10 protein-coding genes are annotated in these 12,272 nt (G+C 69.8%); all 10 read right to left on the bottom strand.

All coding sequences use genetic code 11. From position 1 onward, the window contains the following. Positions 1 to 26: 26 nt before the first annotated feature. Positions 27 to 770, bottom strand: coding sequence for an NADPH-dependent F420 reductase (locus tag FE633_RS10315; protein ID WP_138044809.1), 744 nt, complete (start codon positions 768 to 770; stop codon positions 27 to 29). 228 nt (positions 771 to 998) lie between these two features. Beyond that, the gene (locus tag FE633_RS48235) at positions 999 to 1,154 is read right to left on the bottom strand and encodes a hypothetical protein (protein ID WP_246113540.1); all 156 of its coding nucleotides are present in this window, start codon (positions 1,152 to 1,154) and stop codon (positions 999 to 1,001) included. 494 nt (positions 1,155 to 1,648) lie between these two features. Next, positions 1,649 to 2,488, bottom strand: coding sequence for a helix-turn-helix transcriptional regulator (locus tag FE633_RS10300; RefSeq protein WP_138044808.1), 840 nt, complete (start codon positions 2,486 to 2,488; stop codon positions 1,649 to 1,651). Positions 2,489 to 2,843: 355 nt separating this feature from the next. Beyond that, positions 2,844 to 3,593: an SDR family oxidoreductase gene (locus FE633_RS10295; RefSeq protein WP_138044807.1), complete on the bottom strand. Its 750-nt coding sequence runs from the start codon at positions 3,591 to 3,593 to the stop codon at positions 2,844 to 2,846. Between the two features lie 271 nt (positions 3,594 to 3,864). Then, positions 3,865 to 4,839, bottom strand: a complete 975-nt coding sequence (locus FE633_RS10290; RefSeq protein WP_138044806.1) for an Lrp/AsnC family transcriptional regulator — start codon at positions 4,837 to 4,839, stop codon at positions 3,865 to 3,867. 201 nt (positions 4,840 to 5,040) lie between these two features. Continuing rightward, positions 5,041 to 6,684 (bottom strand): MFS transporter, encoded by a 1,644-nt coding sequence (locus FE633_RS10285; RefSeq protein ID WP_171059885.1) that lies wholly within the window; start codon positions 6,682 to 6,684, stop codon positions 5,041 to 5,043. 329 nt (positions 6,685 to 7,013) lie between these two features. Next, positions 7,014 to 8,174, bottom strand: a complete 1,161-nt coding sequence (locus FE633_RS10280; protein WP_138044805.1) for an XdhC family protein — start codon at positions 8,172 to 8,174, stop codon at positions 7,014 to 7,016. A 236-nt stretch (positions 8,175 to 8,410) separates the two neighbouring features. Next, on the bottom strand, positions 8,411 to 10,585 hold the full coding sequence (locus tag FE633_RS10275) for a xanthine dehydrogenase family protein molybdopterin-binding subunit (RefSeq protein WP_138044804.1): 2,175 nt from the start codon (positions 10,583 to 10,585) through the stop codon (positions 8,411 to 8,413). After that, a complete protein-coding gene (locus FE633_RS10270) occupies positions 10,582 to 11,583 on the bottom strand; it encodes an FAD binding domain-containing protein (protein ID WP_138044803.1) in 1,002 nt (333 codons plus the stop codon). The genes FE633_RS10275 and FE633_RS10270 overlap by 4 nt, the downstream gene beginning before the upstream one ends. Positions 11,584 to 11,586: 3 nt before the next feature. After that, positions 11,587 to 12,105, bottom strand: a complete 519-nt coding sequence (locus tag FE633_RS10265; RefSeq protein ID WP_138044802.1) for a (2Fe-2S)-binding protein — start codon at positions 12,103 to 12,105, stop codon at positions 11,587 to 11,589. Positions 12,106 to 12,272: the final 167 nt, after the last annotated feature.

The raw sequence follows: 12,272 nt of genomic DNA, 5'->3' as shown, positions 1-12,272 counted from the left end.
GCCACCGCGTCAGCCCCCATCCCTCCTCACATGGAAATCACGCGGTTCAGGCGAACAAGGTATTCCGCGTCTGGTTGCACGCCGGCCCCGAAGCGTTCCTGGACCACGGCGAGCCCGAGGTCGCGCCGCTTCGGTGATCGCGCCGCGTCGGCCGCCGCCAGTGCGTCCGGCAGCTCCTGACGGGTGAGATCCGTGCAGTAGGCGGGTGTGCCGGGCTGCTGCCGCCACGATTCCGCGAGCGGCCCCGCATCAAAGGCGTCGAACCCGGTGTCCTCAACGAGTGCCATGGCCAGGTCACGCTCTCGCGCACTGTCGGCCGCGACGGGGAGCGAGATGCGGTCCGCACTTCCCGCCGGCTTGTTCCTGTGCGCGAACGACTCGGCTCCGATCGAGTTCCACGCCTTGACGATGGGCCAGCCCAGCAGCTTTGCAACCCACACGCTCTCAGCCTGGCCGGCCTCGATCGCCGCGATTCCGTTGTCCCGATGCGGGAAGTAGTTCGACGTGTCGATGACAACCGTGTCAGCCGGCACCTTGGCGATCAGTGGTGCGACCTGCGGAATGCGGGCGAAGGGAATGGAAAGGATCACGGCGTCGACGTCCACTACGACTTCCGCCGCTGTGACCGCTCGTCCACCCGAGGCCAGCACGTCCGCCTCGATCGTCTCCGGGCCGCGCGAATTGGCCGCCTTTACCTCGTGCCCGGCCGCGCTCAACCGCCTGGTCAACGTCTTGCCGATGTTCCCGGTGCCGAGAATGCCGATCTTCATGGTGAAACTCCTTGTCCGGAACGGAACCCCGGTTTCGGTGACCGGGTTCCCGGGCTTGGTCCCTGCGGCGCGACCGGGGCTGCGGCCGACCGCGGACGCGGTGGTGTAAGTGGGTGATGACGACCTTGCCGAAGTGAGCGCCGCTCTTCGTGTTCGTCGTGTGGGTTCGTGGTGTGCCGGCGTTGCCGCCCTCGTGCCGTCGCGTGCGCGAGAGTCGCGTCGGGTCTCTCAGCGGTGGGTGGCGCGGTTCGTCTCGACGACGTCGTCGACGGTGGGATTGACACCGAGGGTCAGTTCGGTGCAGTAGGCGGGGCTGTTCGGCTGCTGGCGCCAGGAGTCGGCCAGCTTGCCGGCGTCGTAGCCGGTGTCGTCCACGAGCCGCATGGCCGCACGCCGCGCCTCCTCAAAGTCGCCGGTGACGGGGATGGCGAGGCGGCCGGGCGTTCCCGCCGGAACGCCCCGGGTGCGCTCAGGAGGGCAGCGCGGTTGCGCTGGACCTCCGCGCGGGGCTTGCGTCCCCGCTGTTCACCGGCGCTCATGCACCCTCCTGCCTGCCGTGGGATCCTGCGGCCGCAGCAAAACGGATGCTGCCTCCGTATATCTGCGAGAGTAAAGCGGAGGCGGCATCCGGTCAAACCGGTGGCCCGACCGCGGAGTCCGGACAGCCCAGGGGGCCCACCTGTCTGGCCGCAGCGGGCAGGACAAGAGCCGTGCGGAAGTGGGTGCGCGGGGTGCCGCGCCGCCGGTCCCGACGACTTCCGGCGTCCTGGACCGTGAACCGCATGCATCACGAGCGCCCCTGACCGCATTCGGCACACAGGTCTCCAGCTTTTTCGGCCCCTCCCGCGCCGAGCCCGGCCGGTCCCCGGTCCAGGACGTCAGGGGGTGAGCTGTTGGTGTCCGATGACGGAGAGCAGTTCGAGTTTGCTGTGGCTCTCCGTGCCGGGGCGGGTGGTTAGCACCACCAGGGTCTGGGCGCGGTTCTCGGTGAACAGGAGCTGGGCGTCGACATCGATGCGGCCGAGTTCGGGATGGAGGAGGGTCTTGCAGTCGTCGTAGCTTTGTGCGACTTCCTGCAGTTCCCACATGCGGACGAACTCGGGGCTGTGTTCCTGGAGTTCGGCGAGGATCCGGGCAGCTCGGGGGGTGTCGCTGCCGGCTGTCAGCGCGGCCCGCAGGCGCGCTGCATGGGCGCGGCCGTGGTGTTCGTGGACCTCCTCGGGATACACCAGACGTTCGGCCGGGTCCATGAACCAGCGGTAGTAGCCACTGCGGGCCAGACCGGTGTGGCGGGTCTGGTCGCCGAGCAGCGCGATGGCCAAGGGGTTCATCGCGAGGGTGTCGAGCAGGTCGGTCTGCACCAGGGCCGGGGAGTCGTCCAGGCGGTCCAGGACCCGCATCAGGGTCGGGCTGACGTGTTCGGAGCGGTGGAAGCGGGCCGGGGCGTTGTGGCCGATGAGGGCGAAGAGATGGTCGCGTTCGTCCAGGGTCAGCCGTAGTGCCCGGGCGAGGGCGGTGGTGATCTGAATGGAGGGCTGCGGGGCGCGCTGCTGTTCCAGTCGGGCGTAGTAGTCGGTGGACATGCCGGCGAGCTGGGCGACCTCCTCGCGGCGCAGCCCCTGGGTACGCCTGCGCGCCCCCTCGACCAGCCCGACGTCGCGGGGCCGCAGTGCCTCACGCCGGTGGCGCAGGAATTCCGCCAGTTCCTTCTTGTCCATGCCGTGCATCCTCGCCGCATCCCGCCTGGCTATCCAGAGACTGCCGATCCATGGCTGAGCCCGCACTTCCCCTCCCACCCGCGCGAAGCCGCTCGTACGGCCGACGCGAGGGCGCGCGCAGCGAGACGACCCGATGATCACCTGCCCCTGCGTGACCCGCTGGGCAATTCGCCGGCTGTCGGCGGACGCCGCAGGCCGTCGGCATGGAAGAAGGCCCGCGGCGACGGTCTCCGTCGAGAACGCCTGACGCTTTGGACGGGCCCCGGGCCTCGTCGCCCTGCCTGGCCGATACGACGAGGTTCGTCGTGTGACGGCGCTCACGTGCTGTTGTTTCCCGTCGGAAACAACAGGTCGGTCAGCTGCCGGCGATCATGGCGAGGACGTCGTCGTAGGAGCCGGTGGCCACCGCGTCGCGGATGAACCTTGCGCGCTCGACGACAATCTCCTTCGCGTCGGGCTTCTCCCGCAGCAGGCCGAGGGCCTCGGTGAGGAAGTCGTCCAGCGGCATGGAGTGTTCGCTGTCCTGCTGGCCGAGCAGGGTCGTGCGCACCCCCGGCGGGATCACCTCGATCACCTGGACGCCGGCGTCGGCACCGGCGAGCTGGATGCGCAGGCTCTCGGAGAAGGAGTGCAGCGCGGCCTTGGTCGCGCTGTAGGTCGGGGTGCTCTGATATGGGACGAACGCCAGCGCGGAGGTGACGTTCATGACGACCGCGTCGTCCTTGCCCACCAGCAGCGGCAGGAAGGCGTACGTCATCCGGATCGTGCCGAGCAGATTGGTGGTGACGTGATCCTCGGCGATCGGAACTTCGGCCGGGTCGAGGAGGTTCTCCCGCAGCATGATGCCGGCGTTGTTGACCAGGAGGTTCAGCCCCGGGTGGCTCGCCGCCACGGTCTCACGGGCCCGGGCGATCGAGTCGGGGTCCGCGACATCGAGGACGAGCGCGTCGATGCCCGGGTGCTCGGCCGTGATCTCGTCGAGGAGTTCCTTGCGCCGGCCGGCGACGATCACCTTGTTGCCGGCCTCGTGCAGACGCAGGGCCAGGCCGAGGCCGATGCCCGAGGTTCCGCCGGTGATCAGGATCGTGTTGCCGGTCATCTTCATGGGGGTCTTGCTCCTTCGGTACGGCGGGCCGGTGAGCGCCCGCAGCCTCGACCGTAGAGGCGCCCGCGCAGGGGCGGGAGAGGACGGTTTATCCATGGATCGGCCGTCCCTGGCAGAGCCGTAGAAGACGCCCATGCCGGTCAGCGCCTCCAGACCGGGCGTAGCGAGCCACCGGTAGGAGAACCCCTGCAGCACCCAACCACGGGTCGCTCCGTCGCTCCGTACGCAAGGGTCCATGTGCGATCTCAGTCGCCTGGTAGCCGATCGGCGGTCAGCGGCTGGGCTCGTGGGTGAGTTGCTTGACATGCCGCAGGGTCAGGGCGGTTTCCACAGCCTGCACGCCGTCGAAACCGCCGATCTTCTCGCTGAGGTATGTGTAGAGCTCGCTCGTGCTCGAGGTGGCGACGGTGGCGAGGAGGTTGGCCTGGCCAGTGGTGGCGCCGGCGAAGCGGACCTCGTGGTGTTCTGCCAGCTTCCGTCCGGCGGCGTCGAGTGCGGAGGGGCCGACGGTGAGCCAGAGCATCGCGCTGATGCCGTGTCCGAGGGATTCGCGGTCATGCTGCACTTTGAAGTAGAGGATGCCCGTGGAGCGCAGACGCTCCAGGCGCCGCTTGACAGCGGACTCCGACTGGCCGGTGCTGGTCTGCAGTTCACTGAAGGTTGCCCGGCCGTCGCGCCGCAGCACGGCGAGCAGCGCCTCGTCCGCTCCTTCGAGAGCGATGGGGGCGGCTACCGGCTCGCTGTACGGGAGACGCAATGCCGCCTCCTGGTCGGGTTCGAGCGCTTGAGTCTTGTCGAGCCAGCCGAGGGGACCGCCGTAGAAGGTGTGCAGCAGGCAGTGGGCGCTGACCGAAATGACCTGAGGCGTGCGTTGCAGGCGGTCGAAGAGCAGTTCGTCGCGGTCCTGTCGGCTGCGGGCTCCCATGGCACACAGCACTTCGGTGCCGCCGGAGATGAGATCGACGTGTGAGGTGTCGGGGCGCCGGGCCAGCGCGGTGGCGAGTTGTTCGGCCACGTCGGGAGTGCAGCGCAGCCGGACGATCCAGCTCTGGCGGCCCAGCAGGCTCTCGTCGGTCATGCCGACGATCCTGAGTCCGGCGGTGGTGCGCAGTTTGCGGAAGCGGCGGGCGACGGTCTGATCGGACACTCCGAGGATTTCGGCGATACGGCTGAACGGCGCCCGCCCGTCCACCTGAAGCGCGTGCAGCAGCTTCAGATCAAGCGCGTCGGGCGAAGGGGACTGCATCGATGGCTCCTGCTTCGAGCGGGTGATGTTCACGTCATGTCGTACGACAGCGCCGTGTGGCCTGGGACCGGAAGGGTCCGGTCCCAGGCCACTGAGCGGCGCCGTGCCCGTCCCCACGGACGGCACCGGTACCGGCGCGGTGACTGTCCGCTCTTGAGCCGTGCCGGTACGTCGGGTGTCACCTCGGTGCGGGGCCGGCGCTCACCGCGGGGCGGCGGGTGACTGCGGCCCGGTTGCCGTCCGGGTGTCGGCGGTGGGCAGGTCGGGGGTGCGAGGCCCTTGGACGGAGGCAGCCGGGCCTGCGGCCGGTGGGGCCGACTGCCGCGGCCGGCGCAGCAGGACGAATCCCACCGCGGCTGCCAGCAGGGTCAGGACGGCCGCGGCGATCAGGCAGAGCTGAAGACCGTCGATGAACGCCTGCGACAGGGCGCGGAGGACATGCGGGGTGTCCGCGCCCAGGCGAAGCCTGCCGACCGCACTCAGCCCGCCGGCGTCCGCGGTCTCGGTGACGCGCCGGACCGTCGCCCCGTCCAGCCCCGCGTCGGTGAGATGTCCGGGCAGAGTGTCCACGGCCCGAGAGGACAGCAGCGCGCCCAGGACAGCGGGGCCGAGGGCGGCGCCGAGCTGGCGGAAGGCGTTGTTGGCGGCAGCGGCCATACCGGCCTGGTGGAACGGCACCGAACTGACGGCGGTGGCGGTCATCGGTGTCAGGACGAAAGACACGCCCAGGCCGAGCAGGGCCAGCCGCCAGGCCAGTGAACCGAACGAGATGTTGGCGTCGATGGTGGTCAGCGACAGCAGCGCGCCCGCCGCGACCAGCAGGCCGCCGGGAATCAGCACCCGAGGAGACACCCGGTGCACCAGGCGCCCCATGGGGACGCCGAGGACCAGCGGCACCATGCACACCACCAGCAGCCGCCAGGCCGATTCAAGGGTGCTGAGCTGCTGGACCATGCCGAAGTAGAGGCTGAGGGCGAAGAAGAACCCGATGAGCCCGAGAAAGCTGATCATGGCGATCAGTGCGGTGGCGGTGAAGGAGGGGCTGCGGAACAGTGTCAGGTCCAGCATCGGGCTGGAGCTGTGCCGCTCCACCAGCACGAAAGCGACCGATGCGACAACGGCAGTGAACAGGGCGAGCAAAACCTTGGTGTCGGTGAAGGAGTTGGCGCCGCCCTCGATGATCCCGTAGACCAGAGCGGTGATGGCCAGCGCGGCGGTGATCTGGCCGGGCCAGTCCAGTCGGCGTGTGCCTGGGGCACGGGAGTCGGTGAGCAGCTTCGTCGAGACGACCAGCGCGAGCAGCGAGGCGGGGACGGGCAGCAGGTAGAGCCAGCGCCACGCGAAGTGCTCGAGGATCACGCCCGCGATGACGGGGCCGAGTGCGAGGGCGGCCACCAGGGAGGTCGCCCACACGCCGATGAAGTTCCCGCGCTCTCGCGGATCGGGAACGGTGTGGCTGATCAGGGCCAGAGTCGAGGGCAGCAACGCGGCCGCGCCCAGACCGGCGAAGGCCTGTCCGGCCCAGACGACCTCGATCGACTGGGCGCACAGTGCGATCAGGGCACCCAGACCGCTGAAGGCCAGGCCCGCCTGGAAGACCTTCTTACGGCCGTGCACGTCACCGAAGACGCCCGCGGTGAGGATGAGCGCGGCCATGGGCAGCACGAACGCGACGCTCACCCAGGACAGCTGCGAGGTCGACGTGTCCAGCGCCCGCTGAATGGCGGGCAGGCTCGCCGAGACGGTAGTCACCGGCAGATAGGCGACGAACACGCCGACGCAGGCCATGACGAGTGTGGGCACCCGCCGCTCCTGCGGCGGGTTCGCCGTGGTCGTGACGTTCACGAAAGACTCTCTCCCTTAGGTACCAGGCGCTGTGGTCGGCTGGCTTCCGCCGCAACGTTCCGGCTTGCCGGGGAGCCGAGGCCAGCCACGAGCGCCGGATCCCGGAAATCCGACATCGGGGCCTTCGGTCCGGAGGAAGTCCGACCCGGCAGAGAACAACGGCCGGCAGCTGTCGGCGTGCCCGAAGATCTGGCAGAGCCGCGGATACAGCCGTTCCGGCCGCCCAGTGATGCGGGCCCGGGGACGGCGCAGGCGCCGCCCTCGGCGAGGGCGAAGGTCGTCATGATCAGTCCTTGTGTGGGAGGGGCCGTCCCGGAGGGCGTGCCAGGTCACGGCGTCACCAGCCGGTTGAGGGCACGATGTTCGTCGATTGCCTGGGGACCCGGCCGGTGTATCGGGCCCGTGCCCAGGGTCAGGGACAGGCCCGTGCCCTGGTTGGCATGGGCGATGATCTCCGCGGTGATGGAGACCGCCGTCTCCTCAGGCGTGCGTGCACCGACGTCGAGACCGATCGGGGAACGCAGCCGAGCCAGTCGGTCCTGCGCGACGCCCGCCTCGCGCAGGAGACGCAGGCGTTCGTCGTGCGTCCGGCGGGATCCCATCGCGCCCACGTAACCGACGGGCAGATCGAGTGCCAACTGCAGCAGGGGGATGTCGAACCTGGCGTCGTGGGTGAGGACGCAGACGGCGGTACGGCCGTCGACCTCGGTGCGTTCCAGATAGCGGTGCGGCCAGTCGACCACGACCTCGTCCGCGTGCGGGAGGCGGGCCGCGGTGGCGAAGACGGGGCGGGCGTCGCACACGGTGACCCGGTAGCCGAGGAAGCGGCCGGCCTGGCTGAGCGCGGTGGCGAAGTCGACCGCGCCGAAGATCAGCATGCGGGGGCGGGTCGCGGCCACATGGACGAGGACGGACAGCCGGTCGGGGCAGGTGTCCGCGTCCCCGCCGAACGAGACGGCCGCGGTGCGTCCCGCCCGGAGCTGGGCTGTGGCCCGGTCCGCCACCGCCTGGCCTGTCGGCCCTGCGGCCAGCGTCGCGTCGGCGGTCCAGCTGTCGCCGAGAACGCTCAGGGTGGCGCCGATGAGTGCGTCGGGGCCGTCGACGACCTGGGCCACGGCGGCGGGTCGGTCCCCGGCAACCTCGGCGAGGGCCGCGCCGAGATGCGGCCGGGTCGCAGGGTCGATGCGCTGGACGAGAACGTCGAGTTCGCCGCCGCAGGTCAGGCCGACGGCGAAGGCGTCGTCGTCGGAGTAGCCGAACCACGCGCGCTGTGGGGCGCCCCGGTCCTGTAGCACCTGTCGGCACAGTTCGTAGACGGCGCCTTCGACACAGCCGCCGGAGATGCTTCCGACGGCGTTGCCGTCCTCGTCCACCGCGACCGACGTACCGACGGGCAGGGGCGCGCTGCCGGTGACGTCGACGACTGTGGCCAGGGCGAAGGGGCGTGCCTCGCGGCACCAGCGGTGCAGCGTGTCCGCGATGTTCAGCATGGGGCGTCCTCCGGGTTCGCCGTGGGGAGGGAGGGGGTGCAGGTTGCCGCCACGCGCGGACGCTGAGCGCATACGCGGGGCGACCCTGGTAGGTCCGGCGGTCGGACGGGGACCGACGGCCGGAAAGGCCGGTGGCATTGAAAGCCGCGTGGGCGAACGCGGCCTGCGCTGTGCAGAACAACACCCGGTCAGGCCCCAGGCACTCCTGCCCGGAGTGATCCTGACGGGTTGACGGCCTACATCACGTGCTCGATCCGGATGGGCAGCTGGTTCTGTCGCTGTCCGGTGGCGTGGAAGACCGCGTTCGCGACAGCGGCTGCCGCGCCGATCATCGTGACCTCGCCGAGGCCCTTCACCCCGACGTCGTTGAGGAGCAGGTCGGGCTCGTCGATGAAGTCGAAGTCGATCTCCTGTATGTCGGCGTTGACCGCGACGGGGTACTCCTCCAGCGTGGTGTTGAGGAATCCGCCGAAGCGCCCGTCGACCTCGCTCGACTCCCGGAGCGCCTGGCTGATGCCCCAGACCACGCCCCCGCGGACCTGACTGACCGCGGTGACCGGGCTGGCGACCCTGCCGCAGTCGACCACACAGAGCGCCCTGGGCACACTGATGCGCCGTGTCGTGGCCTCGATGCGGACCTCGACGAAGTGAGCGACCCAGCTGAAGGCCGTGAAGTCCGGGAAGACCGGACCCGCGGCGGAGAACAGGCCGGCCCGCGAACGGTCGAGCATCTCGGGGGGCTGGCCCGGTCCCACGGAGGTCACCTCCACCTCCGGCGACCCGCCTCCGGTGGCTCGAACTGCGGCTGCCACATCCACTGTCCCGGTGTCGCCCGTGCCGAGGTGCTTGCGCAGCTCGCGCAGTGCCTTGTGCACCGCGGGCAACGCGGTCGCGGTGCCCCACGCCCCGGCGGTGAGATGCTGCGGTGCGAAGCGCGTGTCACCGACTTGTACGACGACGTCCCGCACGGGAACACCGAGGTCCTCCGCGACCAGGAGAGCGATGGCCGAGCGGATGCCCTGCCCCATCTCGTGGCCGTCGACGCCGACGGTCACCCGGCCATCGGCCGCAGCGGACATACGGGCCACGGCCGGAGCGACCAGGACCGGGTGGGCGCCGACAGCGACGCCCAGGCCCACGAACGATCCGTCAGCGGCACGCATCGACCCCGGCCGCGGATCGCGTTTGCCCCATCCGAACCGTTCTGCACCTCGCGTCAGACACTGCGCCAGGTGGCGGGAGGAGAAGGGCAGCCCGGTGACCGGGTCCGTGGCGGTGTCGTTGGCCAACCGCAGCTCGACGGGGTCCTGGCCGGTGGCGTACGCCAGTGCGTCGATGGCCGACTCGAACGCGAAGCTGGCCGGGCCCTCCATCGGAGCTCTCATGAATCCCGGCGTCTGGACATCGGTTTGAACCAGGCGCTGGCGTCCCCCGAAGTTGGGTACGGCGTACAGCCTCGACGTCATCTCCGTGAACATGGCGGGGTACAGGTCGTGGCGGGACGTCTGGTGCTCCGCGTCGTGGAGGGCGGCCAGGAGCCGTCCCGACGAGTCGGCGCCGAGCCGGATGCGATGACGACTGACCGGCCGGAAGCTGCCGGTGTGGAACGTCTGCGGGCGCGGAATGACCAGCTTGACCGGACGCATCAGCCGGCGTGCGGCGAGCGCCAGTGGCCCGATGTGCGGCTGCAGTGCGTTGCGGGATCCGAAGCCGCCTCCGATGTAGGGCGAGATCACTTCGACATCGGCCGGATCGAGGTTCAGTTGCGTGGCCACTCCGTGGCGGAGTGCGCCGGCGTTCTGGGTGCTCTCATGCACCACGAGCCTGTCACCCCGCCATTCCACGACTGAGCTGATCAGTTCCATCGGGACCTGGTGCTGGGCCGGGTGCAGGTAGGTCTCGTCGATCTGCACCGGGCTCGCCGCGTACGCGCTCTCGGCGTCGCCCACCTTGACGTCGGGAAACCAGGACAGGGCTTCTTCCTGGAGGACGGAGGTGGCGCCTTCGTCGTCGATTCCGACGGCGAACGGCTCGGTCTCGTAGCGTGCCCGGACGAGTTCCGCCGCCTCGGTGGCGGCGACCAGGGTGTCGGCGACGACCAACGCGATCGGCTGTCCTCGGTAGGCGACGACATCGCTGAGCAGCGGCTGCAGGCTCTGGAAGGCGAAGCCTCCGCCCATCAGGAACCCGGGGCCGCGCAGTTCGTCCTCGGTGAACCGGGTCAGGACCAGACGGACACCGGGGACCGCCTCGGCCGCGGCGGTGTCGATGGCCACGGTGCGGCCCTTGCCGATCGTGGCCACGGCGAACATGGCATACGCCAGGTCGGCCGGGACGCGGTCGGCGCCGTAGCGTGCGGTGCCGGTGACCTTTTCGTGGGCGTCGACGCGGCGCAGGTCTGGGGTCTTCATCGGGCGGCTCGCTTCCCGGCGGTGAGCAGTGCGTCAGTAACGGTGCGGATGCCCAGCTCCACTCGGAACGCGCCGGTGCGAGGAGGGCGGGCGTCGGCGAAGGCGACTTCCCCCGCGCGGCGGGCGGTTTCCACGGTGAGTTGTTCACCAGTCAGTGAGCGTTCCGCTGCCGTCGCCCGCCAGGGGCGCGTGGCGACCCCTCCCAGACCGATCCGGCAGTCCGTGACCAGACCTTGGGCGTCCAGCGTCACGGCGGTGGCGGCCGAGGTGAGGGCGAAGGCGTAGGACTCCCGGTCACGGATCTTGTGATAGGTGGAGCCGCGACCGGCGGGTGTCGCCGGAATGCGGATCCGCAGGATCAACTCATCGGGAGCCAGGGTGTGTTCGAGCAAGGGGTTGTCTCCCGGTTCGACGTGCAGTTCGCCGAGCGGCAGCGTCCGCTCGCCTGCCGGGCCGACCACGTCGAGTTCGGCGTCGAACGCGATCAGGGCTACGGCCCAGTCGCCCGGGTAGGTGGCGATGCAGGTGTCGCTGGTGCCCAGCAGCGCGTGGGTGCGGTCGAGTCCCTCGAGAGCCGCACAGCCGCTGCCGGGATTCCTCTTGTTGCAGGGGAACTCCGCTCCGCCGCGGAAGTAGCCGCATCGCGTGCGTTGCAGCAGGTTCCCACCGACCGTCGCCATGTTGCGCAGTTGCTGGGACGCCGCCCGCCACAAGGATTCCGACAGCGCCGGATAGTCGCGCCGTACGACCGGATGGTCGGCGACCTCGGCCATTCTCGCTCCCGCACCGAACGACAGCTCGCCCTCACCCGTACTGATCTCGGTCAGCTCGGCGAGACGATGAATGTCGATGACGGCCGGCGGCGCCTCGATGCCGAGCTTCATCAGGTCGTACAGAGTCGTGCCACCGGCCAGGATCCTGGTGCCCGGCTCGGCGACGGCCAGGGCATCAACGGCCCCGGCGACGGTGTCGGGCACTACATAGGCGAATGAGCGCACCGTCTACACCTCGCTCTGCTTGGTCTGGTCGGCCACCCGGCGTATGGCGGCGGTGATGCCGGCATACGCGCCGCATCGACACAGGTTGCCGCTCATGTACTCACGGATGTCGCCGTCGGTCTCGGTGTGGCCTTCGGCCAGGCAGGCCAGGCCGGACATCACCTGCCCAGGTGTGCAGTAGCCGCACTGCAGGGCGTCGCAGTCGACAAACGCCTGCTGCAACGGGTGCAGCGTGCCGTCGGGAGCCGCGACGCCCTCGATGGTCGTCACGTCCTGTCCCGCGACCTGGACCGCCGGAGTCAGACAGGACACGACGCGACGGCCGTCGATGTGCACCGTGCAGGCGCCGCACTGCCCCTGATCGCACCCCTTCTTGGTTCCGGTCAGCACGAGACGCTCGCGCAGCACGTCCAGCAGAGACTCGCGAGGGTCCAAAGCGAGGCACACCTCCTCGCCGTTGACGGTGAAGGCCGTCTCGACAAGGCCGGTCGGCGGCCTCGTGGTCGTCGATGTCTTCTCCATAGGGGGCTCGCTCCTTCGTTGCGGCGGGCGGGTGAGCGCCTGCGGCCTCGACCGTAGAAGCGCCCGCGCAGGGGCGGGAGAGGAAGGTTTATCCATGGATCGGCGGTCTCTGCCTGGTGGAGAGGTCCCTGAACGGTCCAGCCACCCCAGCCCAAGCCCCTCAGACG

Source organism: Streptomyces montanus, from assembly GCF_005786655.1.
Taxonomy (GTDB): Bacteria; Actinomycetota; Actinomycetes; order Streptomycetales; family Streptomycetaceae; genus Streptomyces; species Streptomyces sporangiiformans.
Note: the sequence above shows the minus strand (reverse complement) of the source record. Positions and strands in the feature narration are given on the sequence as shown.

Coding starts and splice junctions, on each gene's coding strand:
- FE633_RS10315 (WP_138044809.1), bottom strand. CDS start 770: ATGAAGATCGGCATTCTCGGCACCGGGAACATCGGCAAGACGTTGACC.
- FE633_RS10290 (WP_138044806.1), bottom strand. CDS start 4,839: ATGCAGTCCCCTTCGCCCGACGCGCTTGATCTGAAGCTGCTGCACGCG.
- FE633_RS48235 (WP_246113540.1), bottom strand. CDS start 1,154: ATGCGGCTCGTGGACGACACCGGCTACGACGCCGGCAAGCTGGCCGAC.
- FE633_RS10265 (WP_138044802.1), bottom strand. CDS start 12,105: ATGGAGAAGACATCGACGACCACGAGGCCGCCGACCGGCCTTGTCGAG.
- FE633_RS10275 (WP_138044804.1), bottom strand. CDS start 10,585: ATGAAGACCCCAGACCTGCGCCGCGTCGACGCCCACGAAAAGGTCACC.
- FE633_RS10300 (WP_138044808.1), bottom strand. CDS start 2,488: ATGGACAAGAAGGAACTGGCGGAATTCCTGCGCCACCGGCGTGAGGCA.
- FE633_RS10280 (WP_138044805.1), bottom strand. CDS start 8,174: ATGCTGAACATCGCGGACACGCTGCACCGCTGGTGCCGCGAGGCACGC.
- FE633_RS10295 (WP_138044807.1), bottom strand. CDS start 3,593: ATGAAGATGACCGGCAACACGATCCTGATCACCGGCGGAACCTCGGGC.